We start from the raw sequence: 21,595 nt of genomic DNA on the forward strand, positions 1-21,595 counted from the left end.
TTATCGTCCCTTAACCGCGAGGAGTCGCGACACTGGCCAGCTTCGGCGCGCCATTGGCGGGCTTGGCAGGGGACAGGTTGCTGGCTTCCAGGGCTTGTCGTTGTTGTGCCAGTGCGGCGAGGGTCTGTTCGCTGGCCATCGGAATCACTTCAGGGGTGACTGAAGAACCGGGGCGTACCCGTTGCAGTCCCTTGACGATGATGGTGTCGTCTTTGTTCAGGCCGCTGCGAACAATGCGCAGGCCTTCGATTTTCGGTCCCAGGTCAACGGAGCGGTAAGCGGTGTTATTGGCGCCGTCCATTACCAGCACGAACTTCTTGCCCAGGTCGGTGCCGACCGCTTCGTCATTGATCAACACCGCGTCGTAGGTGCCGCTGCCGACCAGCTTGAGACGCGCATACAGGCCCGGGGTGAAGCTGCCGTTGGCGTTATCGAACACGGCACGGCCGCGGATGGTGCCGGTCTTGGGGTTGACCTGGTTGTCGACGAAGTTCATCTGGCCCAGGTGCGGGTTGCCGTCTTCGTTGGACAGGCCGAGGTAAACCGGGGTGCTCTGACCGCGCTGGCCCTGGCGGGCGAGCTGGGCGTATTTGAGGAACACGCGCTCGTCAGCATCGAAATAGGCGTACACCTTGTCGGTAGAGACCACACTGGTCAGGGGCGTGACATCAGCGGTGACGATGTTGCCTGCGGTGATTTCGGCACGGCTGACCCGGCCACTGATTGGTGATGTGACGCGGGTAAAGCTGAGGTTGAGCCTGGCCAGGTCAAGTTGTGCCTGAATGGCCGAGACACCGGCGCGGGCGGCTTGGGAGGCGGTGGTGCGCGAGTCGGCCAGTTCTGCGGAAATCGCATTGCTCTGGCGCAGGCGTTCGCCACGCTGGGCTTCGTTGTCGGTGCGGGTAGCGGTGGCGCGGGCCTGTTGCACCTCGGCTTCAAGACGTCGCACTTCGGCCTGGAACGGGCGCGGATCGATCTGGAACAACAGGTCGCCCTTTTTCACCAGGGCGCCCTCAGTAAAGGCGACCTGATCAATCTGGCCCGACACGCGCGGACGAATTTCAACGGTTTCAGGTGCTTCAAGCCGCCCGGTGAACTCGTCCCATTCATTGACCGGCTGTTCAAGCACTTTGGCCACACTGACTTTGGCAGCGGGAGCAGGAGCAGTCGCTTGTGGAGTTTTGCCGCATGCGCTCATCACCACGATGGCCAGGGCCGCGAGTGGGAAGCGCAAATGTTTAAGTGACTGTTCCATGGGGGGAGTCCGCCAATCTATTGAGATGGGCGGATAATGCTGGCGCGAGGGCTGATGGACGAATCGAACCCAGCGAAGATCAATATCATTCGGAATGATACAAAGCGCGAGCAAGCCCTCTAGCCTGCGCCTTTTGTTAGGGTGCTATCAATTAAATTCTTCGTCATGCGCACGAACGACCTGTAGGAGCGAGCTGTTAAAAAGCTCGCTCCTACAGTCAGGGCTTCTGTCAGATATTGATCGAAGCACTCAAGCGTGCAGTCAGCGGCGCGCCCTGGAACAGGTAGTTGTCGCCCATGTACTCACCCACATCGCGCCAGTAGCGCTTGTCGAACAGGTTGTCGACAGTCAGCCGGAACACGGTGTCATAACCCTCGATACGGGTGCTGTAACGGCTGCCGATATTGAAGATGGCGTAACTGGCGGCCTGCACACCGCCCTGTTGGCTGGCGTATTTTTTGCCGCTGTATTGCACGCCGCCGAGCACGGCCAGGCCATCGACCCAGGGCAGGGCGTAATCACCATAAAGGCTGGCACGCAGGGTAGGCACATTGATGGTTTGATGGCCTTCATACTCCGCTGTGCCACTACCCGTGACCCGCGAACGGATCGCCGCCACACTGGCTGAAATCTGCAAGCGCTCGCTGGCCCAACCGTTGGCCGCCAGTTCCAGGCCGGTGTTTTTCTGTTCGCCTTGCTGCACGTAGGTGAACGTGCCGTCGTCATTGGGGCGCGAGTATTGGTAGGCCTGACGGATCTGGTACAGCGTGGCGCTCAGGCTGATACGTCGCCAGTCGTACTTGATACCTGCTTCAATTTGCCGTGACACAGTGGGCGCAAGGATTTCAAAAGCATTGCTGGCAAACCACGGAGCCGTACCACCCAGCGACAAACCCTTGCTGTAGCGGGTGTATAGCGACAGGTTCGATACCGGCTTGTAGATCAGGGCAGCCTGGGGCAGGAATTCATAGCGCCGGGTGTGGCGGTTGGTGTCGCCCTGATCGTCGAAGGTGCGTTCGTCCAGACGCACTTCACGACCACCGAGCACGGTCTGCCATTGCTCGTTGAAGCTGATCCGGTCATTGAAAAACAGCCCGTACTGGCGGCTGTCGAGGCGGCGATGGCTGTCGTTGAGCGGGCCATCATAGCGGGCAAAATTGTCAGGCTCGCTGTCGATGTTGCCGCTGCCGATCCATTCATTGATAGCGGTGCGGTTATGCACCACGCGGCGAAATGCGCTGGTGCCTACTGTCAGTTCATGCCCGATTGCGCCCGTATCAAACAGACCGCTGAGTGCTGCCTGCACCTCATCATTACGCCGTGTGTCGTCGGGGCTGCGGAAGTCATATATGTCGTAGTTGCCCTCTGGGCTGAAGTAGTTGCCGACATCAGGCTTTACGCAGCCGACCGTGCAGCCGCCCCAGGCAAACGAGCTGTAATCATCGATCACCACTTTGCTGCGCGAGGCGCTCAGGCTGCCTTTCCAGTTGTCCGTGAAGCGGTATTCAAAGTTGCCGTTGATGTTCAGCGAATCAATGGTCACCGGTTTGGAGCCGCTCTGGTGGGCCAGCAGTTTCTTTGGCGAGGCGTGGTGCGGCAACTCGGTACCGCCGAGCAATTGATAGCCCGGTACCGAACGCTGCTCCTTGTTCTGATACTCCACATCCAGTTGCAGCAGGGCATCGGGGCTGATGTTCCAGTCGAAGGCCACAGAGGCGAAATCACGCTGGCCATTGGCATGTTCGACGTAGGAGTGCAGGTCTTCGTGGGCGAAGTTGGCGCGCAGTCCGAACTGCTGTTCGCTGCCGAACCAGGCCCCTACATCGGTGGCCAGGTATCCGCTGCCGCGGTCATCGGTGGAGACTGTGACCGAGCGTACATCCGCCGCGCGCTTGGTCACGTAATTGACCACGCCGCCGGGTTCGGAGACGCCGCTTTGCAGGCCGGAAAGGCCCTTGAGCAATTCCACCTGCTGTTTGTTTTCCAGGCCAACGTTTTGCTCACCGGCGATGGTGCGGCCATTGATCTTGTAGCTGCTGGCCGAATTCAACGAGAACCCTCGCACCACGAAGTTTTCGTAGTAGCCAACCGGCGCATAGCTTTCACCCACCGACGCGTCGTTATTCAACACATCGCTGAGCAGGCGGGCTTGCTGATCCTTGATCAGTGCATCGGTAAACACTGAAATGGCTGCCGGGGTATCGAGCAGGGGCGCCGCCTCAAAGCCGCCAACCCAGGCACTGTCGGCCTGGTAGCCGGTGTTGTCTTCGGCGGTCACTGACGTCGCCGGCAGTTCGGTGTTGGCCGCTTGTGCCACCGGTATTGCGCTGGACAGCAACAGGCCAAGGGTCAGCAAGTTGAGCGTGAACCGCGGTGCGGACTCTCCCTCGTTGAAAGTCCGGTGAAGCATGTTCATGCAAAGCTCCTGAATGATGGGCGGGCTCGAGACCAAGGCCTTTTCTCAAGCGCGCCATCATACAGACGCTACTTAACCATGGGTTAATAGTGCAATGTGAGGCTCCCGACTTTTGAGGAACTGCGCATGCCCTTTTTTCGACGCTCATGCCTGGCTCTGGCCTGCAGCTTGCCGTTGCTGGCGATGGCGGCGCCTTCCGCTCCCGGCCCGGTTTACGGCGAGCAACTGCAAGGCTTCGAGTACCCGTACCCGCTGCATCACTTCAACTTTGAGTCCCAGGGTCAGGCCCTGCAGATGGGCTACATGGACGTCGCCCCAACGGGTCCTGCCAATGGCCATACGGCGGTGCTGTTGCACGGCAAAAATTTTTGCGCGGCGACCTGGGGTGACAGCATCAAGGCCCTGAGCGAGGCGGGCTACCGGGTAGTAGCGCCGGACCAGATCGGTTTTTGCACGTCGAGCAAACCGGCCAGTTATCAATACAGCTTTCAGCAGTTGTCGGCCAATACCCATGCCTTGCTCGATAGCCTTGGGGTGGACAAGGCCAGCATCATCGGGCACTCCACCGGTGGCATGCTCGGCACTCGCTATGCATTGCAGTACGCGCCTCAAACGGAAAAACTGGTACTGGTCAACCCGATCGGCCTGGAGGACTGGAAAGCCCTCGGCGTGCCATGGCGCAGCGTTGACCAATGGTACGAGCGCGAGCTGAAACTCAGCGCCGAAGGTATTCGCCAGTACGAGCAAAGCACCTATTACGCCGGGCACTGGAAGCCTGAGTACGACCGTTGGGTGGACATGCTGGCGGGGCTGAACAAGGGCCCGGGGCACAAACGGGTGGCGTGGAACTCGGCGTTGATCTACGACATGATTTTCACCCAGCCGGTATTTTACGAACTGCCGGATCTCAAGGTCCCTACCGTATTGTTGATCGGCGATGCCGACACCACGGCCATCGGCAGCGATATTGCTTCGCCGCAGGTGAAGGCCAGAATCGGTCACTACAAAGTGCTGGGCAAGCAGGCCGCCGGGCGGATTCCCGGGGCGACGTTGATCGAGTTTCCGGGCTTGGGCCACGCCCCGCAAATGGAAGATCCGGCGGCTTTCAACAAGGTGCTGATAGAACAGTTGACCCTTGGCCGCCCCGTGTAGTCGCTGACGAGGAACGAAGGCTGCGATAAGGTCCGCAGGACCTTGCTTGACGATACCAGGACCTTGCTTGACGGTCCCAGGCCCTTGCCTGACGGTCCATAGCCCAAACCCAGCGCTGTCCCAACGGCTCGCAGCCTTCGTGCCTCGTCAGCGACTACGCATGATCAAACCAAGCGCAAATCAGGCGCAAACCAGGATCAAACCTTGATTTAGAGCCTCCAAGTACGTTATAGCTAAAAGGGTATCCAATCGTATTACAGGAAATTACAGCTCCCTATGGATGGAATCACACGTATCAATCGCCAGTCCGGCTCACATTACGCATCCCTGATTGCGCAGTGTGGGCCTCACGTCAAAGGCTGCAGCATTGCAGCGACAGGGTTTGTCTCCCGCCTCTTTGCACGCTTCGTTCCACCCCGTTGTTTGCCAGCCAGCTGCGCCGACTGGCGCCACTGCTACGTCCCCCCTCCAGATTTTTTCTGATCGCCAGCCGTCCAGGCGCGTTCGCATCCGTTTTAACGGCATGTGCTGTTGCCCGGCTTTTTTATCTGATCCCCTCATTTTCTGACCCGACACCCCTGGCGCCAGCCAGCTGCAGGTCACGACAGCGTTTAGTCAGCCATGACCGGACGCCTGCGCTACAAGGACTCACGACCAATGATTTATTTCCAGGGTAAAAGAATTTTCAGTGCCATCTTCGATATGGACGGCACGATGTTTGACACCGAACGCCTGCGTTTCAAGACCCTCAAACAGGCAGCTCTCGAGATTTACGGCACACCGCTCAGTGAAGAAACCCTGATCGGGTCATTGGGCCTGAGTGCCCGAAAAGCCGAAGCGCTGGCCAAGGCCAATCATGGTGAGGATTTCCCTTACGCTGCAGTCCGCCAACGGGCCGATGAACTGGAACTGGCCCATGTGCGCAATCATGGCGTACCGATCAAGGACGGCTTGCTCGAAGTGCTTGAGCGCTTGCGCAAGTATGGCCTGACCATGGCCGTGGCCACCTCGAGCCGCCGTCCCATCGCCGAGGAATATCTGATCAATGCCAACGTGCTCAAGTACTTCGACGTCACTGTCTGCGGTGATGAAGTGGAGCAGGGCAAGCCTCACCCCGAGATTTTCCTCAAGGCGGCCAGCGCGCTCAATTGCCTGCCGGATCATTGCCTGATGCTCGAAGACTCCGAGAACGGCCTGTTGTCGGCGATTCGTGCCGAAGGCCAGCCGATCCTGATCGAAGACATCAAGCCGCCAGCAGCCGAAGTCAAAGCCGGTGCGCTGAAGGCGTATCAGAACATGCATGAGTTTTTGGGCGACCTGAACGAATGCATGCCGGACCTGGGCACCCCCGAACTGAACGAAAGCTTCCCCCAGGCGCTCAATCAATTCAGTGTCGGTATCCACGGTTTCGGGGCCATGGGCGGTGGCTACCTGACACAGATTTTCTCCCACTGGGATGGCTACACCCGGCCCTGCGAGATCATCGCGGCCACCCGTTCGCGGATGCTGCGCGACACCATCCAGGCCTTTGGCCGCTTCAGCGTGCGCTATGGTGCGACCTCGTTCGACCAGACCATTGAAAACCTCAGAATGATCGACATGGATGACGCCGAAGAGGTGATCCGCATGTACGACGTGGCTGAAATTGTCGGGCTGAGCCTTCCGGAAACCGCGATTCGCAAACAGGCAGACGTGATTGCCAAGGGCTTGATCCGGCGCTTTGAGCGGCGCGGGCGTGAACTGACGATTCTCATCGTGTTGAACAAGGTCGGTGGCGCGGACTTTGTGCGCCGCCATGTGCAAGCCCAGCTTGAACGACTGGTTGCACCGCACATGTGTCAGAAAATTCTGGATAACACCCACTTTGCAGAAACCGTGGTCAGTCGCATTGTCTCCAAGCTGTCCAACGAATCGCTGGTGCGCCAGTTGCGCATCAAATCGAAGATTTTCCAGAACAGTCTGACGGACGAGACCGCCGCCCCCACGGCCAACCCGAAAACCCCGGTGCCCGAATACGAGCGGCTGATCAGCCGTTTCCGGCCATTCGCCCAGTCCAGCAATGCACTCAGCCAGTTGCACCTGATCCTGTTCAATAGTGAGTCGGACATGCCGTTGTATGCCGAGCGCTGCAGCAACCTGCTGGAGCGTCTGCGCCAGGTCAAGACCGTCGACGACATCACCCAGACCCAGGTGATGAAAAACCTGTTGTGGAACGGCCCTCACGCCATCATTGCCTGGTACGCGAGCCGCCTGGGCTATTCGTGGCTGGGGCAGGCCATGGGCGATCCGCGGGTCAGCGCACTGGCCGAGCGATTGATTCGCCAGGAAGTCGGCCCGGCACTGGTGGCCGAATACCCGCACATGGCTGAAGCGGTCGAGAGCTTCTCGAAAACATTTCTGGAGCGCTGCAACACCTCGTTCAAGGATCCCTGTACCCGCGTGGGCCGTGACCCGCTGCGTAAACTGCAGCGCAATGAGCGGATTTTTCGCAGTATCGATCTGGCCAAAAAACATGGCATCAACTGCAGCGCCCTGGAGTTTGGCAGCGCCCTGGCCCTGCACTACGCGCTGCGATCCACGGACAGCAAGGATCAGGAAAGCCAGTTGATGCGCAACCTGTATCAAGACAACGGCAGTGTCGAAGCGGTGCTGACCTACAGCGCAAGCTACAACGGCCGGCCGTATCCGGGCCTGGACCCAGTCACCGATGGTGCGTTGATCGAGGCCATCTCCGGGCATTTCCGGGACCTGGCGGCGATGGAGCCGGACTGTGCCGAATTCGTCATGACCGGAGCCTAAAGCAATCAAGCCCGCAGCACCTTGAATGGGCCAGTCTGGACGGTCTGTTCAAGGAGCTGATCATGGTCCGACTGTCCATGGCTCAAGCCTGAGAGCTGGCCGAATCCATCCTGTTGCATAACGGTTTCAACCCGTCTCATGCCCCTGCGGTGAGCGACACCGTGCTTGCCGGGGAGCGCGATGGTTGTGCTTCCCACGGCCTGTATCGGCTGTTGGGCTGTGTCAATTTTGTCTTCGACTTTGCCACCAGCGCCATCGCCCGTGGCGATATCGAGTTGCACCGGAGCACGGGTAAAGCGATTCCCCAGGGCTCGGCGCTGGCGGCGATGGGGGAACTGATTGCCGGGCCCTTGATCGGTGATCTGACCAGTGCCGAGTCGCTGGCGTAGGACGCGGGCAGCAAGTCGTCGCCGTACCATGGTGAACTGATCACAGCGCTGGATCCGCAGCGTTTTCTGGCGTCTGCTACCTAGTAACACCTGGCCAGGGCCCAAATGCTGTTTGCGAGCATCGAAGGGCAGGGGGCGCGTTTGCCGTCGCAACGTCGTTATGAACCGCGGGGGCGAAGCCTGGTGGAAGGGTACAGATACCGCAAGCCCTGTACCGCGACCTGCTGGCGCTTGAATCCTGATCCATCAACCCCAATCCGTGCAGGAGCGGGCTTATCTGTAGGAGCGAGCTTGTCTCGCGAGCTTTTTGTCATTGCGATAAAAAGCTCGCGAGACAAGCGCGCTCCTTATCTGATGCAGATATGTCAGATTAGGTGCCGAGAGTCGACGTGGACGATCGCTCGCTCCTAGATTTCACCGATCGTACTGTAGCAAGGTCTCCACGCCGATCTCTCCTCAACCACGCCCGTACAGTTGCCCGAGTAGACACTCGTAGATAAGGCTGGGCTGACGAGGAGAACTCTCGACGTCTATAGACTAAAGGAGATTCCCATGAGCTGCATAGGTGCCGGTATCGACGTGAGCAAGGACACGCTGGACGTGGGGGGGCATGGCCATAAGTTGCAGTTGCATGCTCCCAATAATCCAGCAGGCTGGCAGCAGGTCATTGAATGGCTGGCGCCCTTTGCACCGGAGCAGATCGTTCTGGAGGCTACGGGAGGTTATGAGATCAAGGCGCTGCAGTCTCTCTATCGCGAAGGCCTGCCCATGGTGCGGGTTAATCCTCGCCAGGCACGAGACTTCGCCAGATCTACCGGGCAGTTAGCCAAAACTGATCGTCTGGATGCCCGCACACTGGCGCATATGGCAAGTGTCCTGGATCTGAACCGTTATCAGCCGCGGGATGAAAAAGCCGAGTTGCTTCACGAATATCATCGCCGCCGCCAGCATGTCGTCCAGATGTCGACGGCAGAGAAACAACGGCGACGCCTGACACAATCACCTGTGATGCGTCAGATGCTTGAACGCCATATCGAGCAGCTGGCTGCAGATCGCAAAGCACTTGATACGTTGATAGCCGAACAACTTGAGGGCACGCTGCAGGCTGAGGTCGCAGCAACGATCAAGGGCGTGGGGCCGGTGATGATCTCAACACTGGTCTGCGAAATGCCGGAGCTGGGCCACTTGAATCGCAAGGCAATCGCCAAGCTGTAGGGTGTGGCGCCTCTGGCCAAGGACAGTGGTAAATCCTACGGCAAGCGCACTACCTGGGGAGGTAGAGCCTCGCCTAGAGCCGCCCTATACATGTCAGACCTGAGTGCTGTACGTCACGACCCTGCCCTCAAGGCGTTTTACGATGGACTGGTGAGCCGTGGTAAACCGAAGAAATTGGCCTTGGTAGCGGCAATGAGAAAGCTGGTTATCACCCTGAACGCAAGAATGCGCGAAGCCTTACAGGCCTGCGCGCAATTTGCATGAAGAACACAGTTGCTACAGTTCAACGTTTCATAGGTTTCAAAGCAGTACTTCAGGCCAGCCAGTCGCCACGCCGGGGCGTGGTGCAAGCAGCGCCGTCCAGCGCGGACAGGCGCGCTTGCGATTCAGCATCCACCTGATGCAGCGACTTGCCCCGGGTTTCACGGGTCAGTCCTACGGCCACAATCGAGATCAGTGCCGCCCCCACCCAGTACACCGGTTTACGCCCCATCAGGTCAGACAGGTACCCCATCAGCGGGATCATGAAGACGTGCAGCAAGTGGGCACCCAACATCAAAAGCAGAATCTCGGTCGTATCCTTGTGCGCCACCCGTTTCAGATAGGTGATCGAGAAGGTGATATCGGTGTAGTACAGAGTGTTTTCTGCAAACCGTGCACCGATGCCCACCAGCACCGAGCGCCAGTGGTGACGCAGAACGTCCGAACACCAGTCCCCCCCAGGGGGCGGGCAATCACTCAAAGTCCGACGTCAGGCAGATGCGGACGGTTGGCCAGGGCCTTGGCCATGATCTGTTCCACATACTCACGATCAGCCTGAGGCAGGGCCAGGAGTGGCGGACGGGTCAGGGCGCTACCGCGACCGGCAATGGCTTCGCACAACTTGATGCATTGCACCAGATCGGCACGGGCGTCCAGGTGCAGGATCGGCATGGCTTCGGCAAAACGACCGGCCTTGGCCAGGCGCAAAATGGTCTCGCCTTCCTTGGGGAATACGTTGGACATGCCCGAGACCCAGCCTTTAACACCCACGGCCAGGTTTTCCAGCACCACGTCGTCGAGGCCGGCGAACAACACAAAGCGGTCGCCGACCTGATTGCGGATGTCGATAAAGCGGCGGGTGTCTGCGGATGAATCCTTGAAGCACACCACGTTGTCGCAGTCAGACGGGGTGATGAGGATTTTAAGATTTCGTATACGATTTTTTGCAATTGATGTGACGGTTTTTTGCGTGCCCTTAATTAATGGCACGCCTCGGTATTTGAAAGGCTTGTAGGGGGTGGTCGGGCAGGCTGTGGGGGCGAGGTGGGTGTTACAGAGGGAGCATTGACCTTGCCCCATAAGGAAACACTTGCTCCTTTATGGGGGCGGGCGTTAGCCCAGGACATTGAAAAGCAAAAAAAGTCGTTGATACCGGCCAATGCCAGTCACCCAGCAAACTGACAATCCCGTGCGCGAGCCCGGTTAGCCAGTTGTGCCAATACCAACGACTTTTTTATTTTCTGTTACCGGACCCAGATGGGTCCGGATCGGCATCAGTCCTGTTCAAGGGAGTGAGTGCGGGCAGTGCATATAGTTTTAATCCAGTCGTATCGAGCGCAGGGCTGTTTCCCACTCGCGTAGTTGTGCCTGAGTGTTTCTGGAGTGGATGAGACTGCGGTAGGCATTGTCTGCCTGTATGTCTGCAACAGTCGCATATCCATACCCGTCTGTTATGTTCGCAACAAAGGTGGTTCTGGCAGGTGAGATACCTGCCTGGGGAATTTGCTCCGGTAAAACACCGTTAGTATTTCCCAGCCACGTCTGTTGTACATAGTTGACATAGGCCCGGTTTGCTTCCTGGTGTGTCTGGTGCAATGTTGGCAACTGGTTAAAGACAGGTTGCGTATTGCCACGCACCATGCGGCTCATTTCACTGGATGTTTGCGACAGCGAGACCAGGTCCGAACCGGGTAGCTGGCGCACAATATTTTGCATCACCACGTCCGGCATTTCGTTCAGGCGTCGATTAAGTAAGGGTGCAGGCATCGGAAAGTTCTGGCGAGCGTGCTGCAAGTCATTCACTGGCAACGCGTGGCGAGCCATCTGATCCAGTCGAGGTTCTCGTCTGATCCCCTCATAAAATGCCTGACCTCTGCCCGGCACCCCCCCGGCATTCTGTAGTTTGTGCTGCCAGGCACCGACAAACTTGCCTACTTTTTTCACCCCCTTGGCCGCCGCCCCGGCGATTGACGGCGCCGCTGATGCCAGACCTGTGGCCATACCGACAAAACCCAGAATCCGACCCGCGTTTTCATTGCCGGTGGCCAGCAAGGCTATCGAGGCCACGTCTGCGGCCAGTGACACCACGCTTAAGGTCGCGGTGGTCACTGCGGTGATGTAACTGGCGGTCAACGCCGCAGCGGGGGCCGCCAGGGCACCGAATGAGGCCACCGCGCCCATCACCCCGAACGCAATCCCTACCGCTGGCAGCAACCAGTCCAGCCATGAATGGCCCGACGGGTCGATGCGATTGACCGGGTCGCCGGCGCAGTAGGCGTAGCCATTAAGACCGCCTTCACCGAAGGGGCTGAGGCTGTCGCGGCTGTGAAAACGCATCAGCGCCGGGTTGTAGATGCGGTAGTCGCCCAGGAAATACCAGCCGGTGACGTCCTCGCGCAGGCTCCCGGCATAGCCCAGTCGGCTGGTCCCGGCCACGCTTGAACCATAGGCGCCATAGACCGGGTGGTTGATCCCGTCCTGGGCTTCAGTGGTGACCGAGCCCTGGGCATCGGTGCCCAGCAGCATGACTTCACGCACTGCCGACGCCAGCCGGCTTTCGGCTACCGGCACATTTCCGGCACGGACCCAGCGGGTTTGAGTGTCTTCACCCGTCTCGCAGCTGAGCTGGCCGCCGGTGTGGTAACGCCAGCGCGGCCCGCGAGCATCCTCGGTCTTGATGATGTTGCCACCGGGGCCGTAGTGCCAACGACGCTCGCCTGTAGGCAGGGTTACCCCGATCAGTCGGCCGAGGGCGTCGTAGTGCAGTGGATTACCGCGTTCGTCGCGTTTGAGATTGCCGAGGGCGTCGTACTCCAGGGTTACCGGCGCCGGGTAATCGCTTCGGCTGTGGCTGATGTTTATCAGCTGGGTGAGGTCAGAGGGGCTGTAGGTAAAAGTGGTGACATTGTTTGCGCTGCCGTCGGCCAATACGGTTTCCAGACGGCGCACATTGTCCAGCGCATCGTATTCGAAGTGCTGCTCGCGGTAGGTTTGGCCGTGGGCGTCTTCGGGTAATTCCTCGCCCACGAGCCGCTGGGCGACCATGCGGCCACGTATGTCGTAGTCGAAGGTTTCACGACGTATCAGAACACCGTCACGGGTCAGTTCGCGCTGGGTCAGCTTGCCGTCTTTGCGCCACTGTTGGGTTTGCACTTCTACCTGTTGCCCAGTCGGGGTGCGGGTATCGGTAGTGCGCCGAGCCGGGCGACCGAGGCTGTCGTAGCCCAGGGTCACGGTCATGTCCCGCGAGCCATCTTTTGATTGGGTGCGCTGCTGGTGAATGCGCGACGCGGCATCGTAGGTGACGGTAACCGTGACGTCGGGACCTTGCTGCTGGCTCAAGCGACCCAAGGCATCGTACTGGCAGCGCTGCTCGGCGCCGTCGGCATCGGTCAGGCGCGTGAGCTTGCCCGCAGGGGTGGTGGTTTGTTGTTGCGAGCGCGGCTGATCGCCTTGCCAGGCGTAATCGGCTTGGGTCAGCAAACCCGACGGCGACCAATGATCTTTTTGCAGCCCCAGATTGCCCTGTGATTCCAGCAACCGGCCACTCAGAGGATCGTACGTGTTGAACACGCTGATACCGGGGGCTTCTAGTGACAGCAGCGCGCCGCCCAGTTCCGGCTGGCGCTCGGTCTGCACCTGGGTGCCATCGGGAAGCGTCTGAGTATGGGCGTGGATTTGCCCTTCGGCGTATTGCCATTCAGAGATACTCTGGCCGACCTTTTCCCACACCAGACGGCCCAGGCCATCGTATTTGCGCTCGCCCAGCAGCACTTCATTGCTACCTAGCGAAGGATGGGTGATCGACACCGTAGCCGGTAGTTCACCGTCATGGCCTTCGGCGTAGGTGCGCTTGATCACACTGCCGTCGGGTAGCGTGGTCGACACCAGCCGATCGCGCACATCCCACTCCTGCAAGGTTTCCCGGCCCATGGCATCGCGCTGGCTGATGCAACGTCCAAGCCCGTCGTAGCTCCAGCTCAGGGTGTGCTGCAGCTCCCCTTGCGCACAAAACAACTGCTCGGTCAGCGGCTTGCCATCCAGCGTATGGGTGGTCACGGTTTTGGGCCCGGCCACGCCATTGGCGTCGGTTTGCCAGCCGGAGCCGGTCAGGGCTACCGGGTCGGCAACAGTGTGTTGGGTGACGCCGTCAGCACCGGTTTCGGTCAGCACATTGCCCCAATCGTCAAAGGTGCGTTCGGTGCTCAGGCTCAGGGCCGGGGTGTCTTCGTTACCAGGGTCATAGCCGGTTTCCCGAAATACCCGGCCCAACACGTCATATTCGCCAGTCCAGGCGGTATAGGTCTCACCGCTGTCGGACTGTTTCTCACGTCGTACTTCCCGACCCATACCGTCAAGCCAGACGGTTTCCTTACGCCCGGAAGCGCCGGTTCGGGTCTGGCAACGCTCGTTCGCTGACAAGGAATAGGTCCAGTTGACCTCGGCTGCGAACGCCGAATCCGGGGCGGCAACTTCCTGCACCATGCGGCCCAATACATCGTGGGCAAAGGCGATGTGCATCTGTTCATCGGTCTGCTCGGTCACCATCAGGCCCGAGTACAGATCCTGTGAGGACTGGGTGCTGGATTCATGCCCGTCGTGCCCGGTGACGGTGACGTTTTCCTGCAGCACTGCACGTTGAAGAGAACGGGCATCACGCGCTTGGTTGAGCTGATAACTGTAGGAACGGGTGGTGCTTTTACCCTGCACGGTCTGAATTTCACTGAGCATGCACCCGTGGTGGGGCGAGGCCGGGTCAATGATAAAGGTCTGACTGGAGCGCCCCAGCTCGGTACGTTTTTCGCCCTCCACCAACAACAGTTTCTCCTCGCTGCTCTGGACAAAGGTCGGCAGTGCAAACTCGGGCGCATCCTGACGTACAGGCAATGATTGATAGCGATACTGCGTCTGCTTGACCGGGCCTTCGGTGCCGGGCGGCGGGCTGACGGTGCGACTTTTCAGACGGGTGATTCGACCCAGCGGATCGGCCGGGCAGTTTTCAGCTTCGCCTGTCACCGGGTAATACGCGGACTCTTCAACCGCACCCAATGCATTGCGGTGCCAAATCGGATTGCCCAGCTCGTCGTAACGGGTCTCTTCTTCAGTCACCAGCTCTCGCAACACCCGCTGCCCGTCCAGTTGCGCCTTACGGGTGATGACCTTGTGCGGGAACTGAAAATACGGCAGTTGCCGGGCAATCGGCAGCCAGGGCTCGTCGTAATAGCTGGTCTGGGTTTCCTGCAGCGTCTGGCCCTGCAGCGTGCGTTCGCGGGTCAGCAGGTGGAAACGGTTAAAGGTGCGGCTGATGGTCTGCAGCGGCGTGCCCCGGGCATCCATCAGGGTCTCGGTGGAGCCATACAGAAAATCGCCGGCCCCGGTCAGGTGGTAGAGGTTGTCCTCGCGGTTGCGCCACTGGCGCACCGCCGGCCAGCCGAAATAATTGTTGCTGCTATGCAGGCCATAGTCATAACCCACCAATTGCACCGGCTGGCCGTCACCCGGGTCCTTGCGGGTCTGGATGACCACCGGCATCCGTGCGAACGGCGCTCCCGGCGGCAACGTCAGACCGTTGGCTTCGCTGTAGGTCACCTCCTCGGTGCTGCCGGTAGGCTGGGTGCATTTGCTCAGCAGCAACAGGCCCGAGGTTGAAGTGCTGTAGTCAAACTGCCAGCCATTGTCAGGCAACCCGTCCACCGTTACCCGGCGCAACTGCCCGGAGATACGCAGAAAAGTCATCACCACTTGTGAGGGCGTGCCCGGTTGCAAGGTCAGACGGGTCGGGCCTTCATAGTCCAGCGCGACAACGACTCGCCCTTGGGCATCGCTGACGTGCTGCAAATAAGCCGCGTTGCCAATCGAGCGCCAGTCAAAGTTCAGGGCGCTACCATCAGCGCCGACCAGGGTGCGGACCACCCACAGGCTCGGGTGCCCGGCCAACGGCGTCAGGCGTTCAGAGGTGCCGTCGTTGTGGCGGACCCACATCTCCTGGCGCTGCACCGTGACTGTTACCACCGGCAAGCGCACATCGGGAAAGCGCATGCCCTGGCCGACAATTTCACCGCGAAAACGCTCGCCGGAGTTCAGCTGAAGTTGCTGACTGGCACCGTCCCACGAGGTGGTGCCGAGCCCCCAGCCCAGGCCAAAACCCTGGTCTTCAGTCATCAAAGGGCTGTAACCCAGGCGCAGCTGGCTGATGGGCCCGCGCAGGTCGTTGGCGGCGCCGGTGGGCAGGCTGATCGAGGCCGAGAACGAACCGGTGCGCGGATCAACCCCGGCACTGACGCTGCTCATGAAGTTGTAGGCACCGGAATAGACGTCGCCGCTGTTGAGCAGGCTGGCGGCGGACCGGGTGTCAGGGGTGTGGTCTGAAGGTTCGATCATGATGGCGACTCCTTATCGCGCTATAAAGGAGTCGCAAAATAGAGCCGCCCAGTTGAGGCGAACAATGAGTGAGGACTGTAGGAAGCGTGGCGACAAAAAAGGGTATCAAACTTGTGGCGGGTGTGAATGTGACTGTGGTTCGGCGCTTGACTGAATGAGCGCTTGAATAGCCGCTTTTACGTTCAACCAGATGACAAGATTACCGCCCATCCCATACGCATTGTCACCCCCGCCGCCCGCGGGCTCTCTGCCTCTCACTTCAAGCATTGCACTTGTTTCATGAGTTCAGGATTAATTAAGAAGTGCACAAGTCTGATTGTGAAGGGCCACCGATTTTTTGAGTTCCAAATGGCTGGAATATCAAAAAACGGTGGCGACTTCAGCGTTACCCTATATGCGCCAACTCACGAAACTCTTAAATCTTTCGTGCCACCTAGATCTGTCAATCATCCATAACCCATCGTGGGTCATATATTGATAAGAATCACTCATGGCAGGCAAATCCCAGCGTTGCGATCTAACATATGTCATCTCTGTAAAATCGGGGGCGGTTATCTTTAAAGAGTCGACATTTATATTTAAGTCGCCCAGGATGCTTGCCGGATAGGATGGGTGTTGGTCTATCGCTATCTGCCTGACTTCATTAACATAATCGGGATTATTCTGAAAGATAGGCACTGTGACACTACCGTCCAAATTGGTAGCGGTAGCTGATGGAACATTATTCTGTCGCAAAATGACTTTAGTCGGATTGCGACTGTAAAAACGTCTAACTTCTGTAGATGTTTCCCCGCTGACCATGGCGTACCGCTCTGCAGCAGAGCGCATAATGTCACGCGCGCCTCCTGAAGGGTTCATATTGCGAGTTTCAAGCCACGTACCCCTAGGGTCGCTCTTATTGAAAGCCAAGTCCTTAAGTGATGCGGAGTTATATACCCGCCCGCCCCCCGGTAGTCCCCCCGCATGCTGCAACTTGTGCTGCCAGCCACCGACAAACTTGCCTACTTTTTTCACCCCCTTGGCAGCCGCCCCGGCGATTGACGGCGCCGCCGACGCCAGACCTGTGGCCATACCCACAAAACCCAGAATCCGACCCGCGTTTTCATTGCCCGTGGCCAGCAAGGCTATCGAGGCCACGTCTGCGGCCAGTGACACCACGCTTAAGGTCGCGGTGGTCACGGCGGTGATGTAACTGGCGGTCAACGCCGCAGCCGGAGCCGCCAGGGCACCGAATGAGGCCACCGCGCCCATCACCCCGAACGCAATCCCCACCGCTGGCAGCAACCAGTCCAGCCACGAATGGCCCGAGGGGTCGATGCGGTTGACCGGGTCGCCGGCGCAGTAGGCATAGCCATTGAGGCCGCCTTCACCGAAGGGGCTGAGGCTGTCACGGCTGTGAAAACGCATCAGCGCCGGGTTGTAGATGCGGTAGTCGCCCAAGAAATACCAGCCGGTGACGTCCTCGCGCAGGCTCCCGGCATAGCCCAGACGGCTGGTCCCGGCCACGCTTGAACCATAGGCGCCATAGACCGGGTGGTTGATCCCGTCTTGGGCTTCAGTGGTGACCGAGCCCTGGGCATCGGTGCCCAGCAGCATGACTTCACGCACTGCCGAAGCCAGTCGACTTTCAGCCACCGGCACCGCACCGGCCCGCACCCAGCGGGTTTGAGTGTCTTCACCCGTCTCGCAGCTGAGCTGGCCGCCGGTGTGGTAACGCCAGCGCGGCCCGCGAGCATCCTCGGTCTTGATGATGTTGCCACCGGGGCCGTAGTGCCAACGACGCTCGCCTGTAGGCAGGGTGACCCCGATCAGTCGGCCGAGGGCGTCGTAGTGCAGTGGATTACCTTTCTCGTCGCGTTTGAGATTGCCGAGGGCGTCGTACTCCAGGGTGACCGGTGCCGGGTAATCGCTTCGGCTGTGGCTGATGTTTATCAGCTGGGTGAGGTCAGAGGGGTTGTAGGTAAATGTGGTGACATTGTTTGCGCTGGCGTCGGCCAATACCGTTTCCAGACGGCGCACATTGTCCAGCGCATCGTATTCGAAGTGCTGCTCGCGGTAGGTTTTGCCGTGGGCGTCTTCGGGAAGCGATGGGCCTGTAAGGCGATGGGAAATCATGCGGCCACGGATGTCGTAGTCGAAGGTTTCACGACGTACCAGAACACCGTCACGGGTCAATTCGCGCTGGATCAGCTTGCCGTCCTTGCGCCACTGCTGGGTCTGGATTTCAAGGGACTGTCGGGTGGGCGTACGGGTCGCGGTTTCACGACGGGCCGGACGTCCGAGACTGTCGTAGCCCAGGGTCACGGTCATGTCCCGCGAGCCATCTTTTGCCTGGGTGCGCTGTTGGTGAATCCGCGAGGCCGCATCGTAGGTGACGCTGATGGTGACATCAGGCCCCTGCTGCACGCTCAAGCGCCCCAAGGCATCGTATTGGCAGCGCTGCTCTGCGCCGTCGGCATCGGTCAGCCGTGTGACCTTGCCCGATGGCGTGGTGGTTTGTTGTTGCGAGCGCGGTTGATCGCCTTGCCAGGCGTAATCGGCCTTCATCAATTGGCCTGACGGCGACCAATGATCTTTTTGCAGCCCCAGATTGCCTTGCGACTCCAGCAAACGGCCACTTAACGGATCGTATTTGTTGAACACGCTGATGCCGGGCGCCTGCATCGACAGCAGCGCCCCGCCCAGTTCCGGCTGGCGCTCGGTCTGCACCTGGGTGCCATCGGGCAAGGTCTGGGTATGGGCGTGGATTTGTCCTTCGGCGTATTGCCATTCAGACACACTCTGGCCGACCTTTTCCCACAGCATTCGGCCCAAGCCATCGTATTTGCGTTCGCCCAGGACGACTTCGTTACTGCCCAAAGAGGGGTGAGTGATCGAGACCGTAGCCGGTAGTTCACCGTCATGGCCTTCGGCGTAGGTGCGCTTGATCACACTGCCATCTGGCAGCGTGGTCGACACCAACCGATCGCGCACATCCCATTCTTGCAAGGTCTCGCGGCCCATGGCGTCGGACTGGCTGACACAGCGGCCCAGCCCGTCATAGGCCCAGCTCAGTTCGTGCTGCAGCACGCCGTCGGCGCAAAACACCTGTTCTTTTAAAGGCTGTCCATTAAGACCATGGGTGGTCACGGTTTTGGGCCCGGCCACGCCATTGGCGTCGGTCTGCCAGCGGGTGCCGGTCAGGGCTACCGGGTCGGCAACAGTGTGTTGGGTGACGCCGTCTGCCCCGGTTTCGGTCAGCACATTGCCCCAGTCATCAAAGGTACGTTCGGTGCTCAGGCTCAGGGCCGGAGTGTCTTCGTTACCGGGGTCGTAGCTGGTCTCCCGAAATACCCGGCCCAACACGTCATATTCGCCAGTCCAGGCGGTATAAGTCTCACCGCTGTCGGTCTGTTTTTCTCGACGAATTTCCCGGCCCATACCATCCAGCCAGACGGTTTCCTTACGCCCCGAAGCGCCTATTCGGCTCTGGCAACGCTCGCTTGCTGACAAGGAATAGGTCCAGTTGACCTCGGCCTCGAACGCCGAATCCGGGGCGGCAACTTCCTGCACCACCCGGCCCAATACATCGTGGGCAAAGGCGATGCGCATCTGTTCATCGGTCTGCTCGGTCACCATCAGGCCCGAGTAAATATCCTGCGAGGATTGGGAGCTGGATTCATGCCCGTCGTGGCCGGTGACGGTGACGTTTTCCTGCAGCACCGCATGCTCAAGCGAGCGGGCATTGCGGGCTTGGTTGAGCTGATAGCTGTAGGAACGGGTGGTGCTTTTACCCTGTACGGTCTGCATTTCACTGAGCATGCGCCCGTGATGGGGCGAGGCTGGATCGACGATAAAGGTCTGGCTGGAACGACCCAGCTCGGTACGCTTTTCACCTTCCACCTGTAGTAAACGTTCTTCACTGCTCTGAATAAAAGTCGGCAGCGCAAACGCCGGTGCATCCTGACGTACTGGCAATGATTGATAGCGATATTGAGTCTGCTTCACCGGGCCTTCGGTGCCGGGCGGTGGACTCACTGTGCGACTTTTCAGACGGGTAATCCTGCCCAACGGATCAGCCGGACAGTTATCGGTCTCACCACTGACCGGGTAGTACTCGGACACCTCAACCGCGCCCAGGGAATTGCGGTGCCAAATCGGGTTGCCCAAGTCGTCGTAACGGGTCTCTTCCTCAGTACTCAATTCACGCAAAACCCGCTGCCCGTCCAGCTGCGCCTTGCGGGTAATCACCTTGTGCGGGAACTGGAAATAAGGCAGTTGCCGGGCAATCGGCAGCCAGGGTTCGTCGTAATAGGTGGTCTCGGTTTCCTGCAGGGTTTGCCCCTGAAGGGTGCGCTCGCGGGTCAGTAAATGAAAACGGTTAAAGGTACGGCTGATGGTTTGCAGCGGCGTGCCCCGGGCATCCATCAGGGTTTCGGTAGAGCCATAAAGGAAATCGCCACCCCCTGTCAGGTGATAGAGATTGTCCTCACGGTTGCGCCACTGGCGCACCGCCGGCCAGCCGAAGTAATTGTTGGAACCATAAAGGCCATAGTCATAACGAACCAGCTGCACCGGCTGGCCATCGCCCGGGTCCTTGCGGGTCTGGCTGACCACCGGCATCCGTGCAAAGGGCGCACCTGCAGGCAGGTTCAGGCCGTTGGCCTCGCTGTAGGTCACTTCCTCGGTGCTACCGGTGGGCTGGGTGCATTTGCTCAACAGCAACAACCCCGAGCTCGCAGTGCTGTAGTCGAACTGCCAACCATTGTCGGGAAGCCCGTCCACTGTCACCCGGCGCAACTGCCCGGAGATACGCTGAAAAGTCATCACCATCTGCGAGGGGGTATCCGGCTGCAGGGTCAGATGGGTTTGCAAACCTTCGTAGGAAAGCGCCACCACAGTTCGACCCTGGGCATCGCTGATCTTTTGCAAGTAGGCGGCGTTGCCAATCGAGCGCCAGTCAAAACTCAGGGCACTGCCATCGGCCCCCACCAGGGTGCTGACCACCCACAGGCTCGGGTGCCCGGCCAACGGCGTCAGGCGTTCAGAGGTGCCTTCGTTGTGGCGGACCCACATCTCCTGGCGCTGCACCGTGACTGTTACCACCGGCAAGCGCACATCGGGAAAACGCATGCCCTGGCCGACAATTTCACCGCGAAAACGCTCGCCGGAGTTCAGCTGAAGTTGCTGACTGGCACCGTCCCACGAGGTGGTGCCGAGCCCCCAGCCCAGGCCAAAACCCTGGTCTTCAGTCATCAAAGGGCTGTAACCCAGGCGCAGCTGGCTGATGGGCCCGCGCAGGTCGTTGGCGGCGCCGGTGGGCAGGCTGATCGAGGCCGAGAACGAACCGGTGCGCGGATCAACCCCGGCACTGACGCTGCTCATGAAGTTGTAGGCACCGGAATAGACGTCGCCGCTGCTGAGCAGGCTGGCGGCGGATTGGATTGCGGGGGTGTTGCCAGAAGGCTCGATCATGATGGTGACTCCTTGGCTAGCTAGAAAGAGATCGCAAAATAGAGTCACTGACTTGAGGCTAACAATGAGTAAAAACTGTAAGAGGCGTGGCGACAAAAAACGCTGTCACAATTGTGGATGATGCGAAAGTGGCTTTTGATTATGGGAGGGGGCGTCGGTGATGCGTAAAATCACGGAGAAAGGGGCTATTGAAGAAAAATATTGAATTAAGAAAACCTCAAGGAAGATGATTGCTGGCAGGCCACCGAGTTTTGAGCTCCAGATGGCTGGAGT

Annotated in this window: 6 protein-coding genes and 4 pseudogenes; 4 read left to right on the top strand and 6 right to left on the bottom strand. The window is 59.3% G+C overall.

All coding sequences use genetic code 11. The annotated features are described in order from the left end of the window. Positions 1-10: 10 nt before the first annotated feature. Entirely contained in the window at positions 11-1,255 is a 1,245-nt protein-coding gene (mexE, locus tag AOC04_RS08175) for a multidrug efflux RND transporter periplasmic adaptor subunit MexE (RefSeq protein ID WP_060692283.1), read from the bottom strand. Positions 1,256-1,484: 229 nt separating this feature from the next. Next, entirely contained in the window at positions 1,485-3,671 is a 2,187-nt protein-coding gene (locus tag AOC04_RS08180) for a TonB-dependent siderophore receptor (protein WP_060692285.1), read from the bottom strand. Between the two features lie 183 nt (positions 3,672-3,854). On the opposite strand from AOC04_RS08180, the gene AOC04_RS08185 reads away from it, so the two are divergent. The 4 genes and pseudogenes from AOC04_RS08185 (at position 3,855) to AOC04_RS08200 (ending at position 9,490) form a co-directional block, all read left to right on the top strand. Beyond that, a complete protein-coding gene (locus tag AOC04_RS08185; protein WP_237178933.1) occupies positions 3,855-4,823 on the top strand; it encodes an alpha/beta fold hydrolase in 969 nt (322 codons plus the stop codon). Between the two features lie 657 nt (positions 4,824-5,480). Next, entirely contained in the window at positions 5,481-7,622 is a 2,142-nt protein-coding gene (gene mtlD, locus AOC04_RS08190) for a bifunctional mannitol-1-phosphate dehydrogenase/phosphatase (protein ID WP_060692288.1), read from the top strand. Positions 7,623-7,717: 95 nt separating this feature from the next. Further along, positions 7,718-8,253: pseudogene (locus AOC04_RS23395) on the top strand (hypothetical protein). A 310-nt stretch (positions 8,254-8,563) separates the two neighbouring features. Continuing rightward, positions 8,564-9,490 (top strand): annotated as a pseudogene (locus AOC04_RS08200) (IS110 family RNA-guided transposase). 49 nt (positions 9,491-9,539) lie between these two features. On the opposite strand, the pseudogene AOC04_RS08205 reads toward AOC04_RS08200, so the two are convergent. The 4 genes and pseudogenes from AOC04_RS08205 to AOC04_RS08220 form a co-directional block, all read right to left on the bottom strand. Continuing rightward, positions 9,540-9,929: pseudogene (locus AOC04_RS08205) on the bottom strand (fosfomycin efflux MFS transporter AbaF); the annotation flags it as partial. A 35-nt stretch (positions 9,930-9,964) separates the two neighbouring features. Then, a pseudogene (locus tag AOC04_RS08210) lies at positions 9,965-10,390 on the bottom strand (dihydrodipicolinate synthase family protein); the annotation flags it as partial. A gap of 414 nt (positions 10,391-10,804) precedes the next feature. Continuing rightward, complete coding sequence (locus AOC04_RS08215; RefSeq protein ID WP_060692294.1) at positions 10,805-15,868, bottom strand: RHS repeat domain-containing protein; 5,064 nt, start codon at positions 15,866-15,868, stop codon at positions 10,805-10,807. Between the two features lie 390 nt (positions 15,869-16,258). After that, positions 16,259-21,322, bottom strand: a complete 5,064-nt coding sequence (locus AOC04_RS08220) for an RHS repeat domain-containing protein (protein WP_060692296.1) — start codon at positions 21,320-21,322, stop codon at positions 16,259-16,261. Between the last annotated feature and the right edge of the window lie 273 nt (positions 21,323-21,595).

This window comes from Pseudomonas versuta (assembly GCF_001294575.1).
GTDB lineage: Bacteria > Pseudomonadota > Gammaproteobacteria > Pseudomonadales > Pseudomonadaceae > Aquipseudomonas > Aquipseudomonas versuta.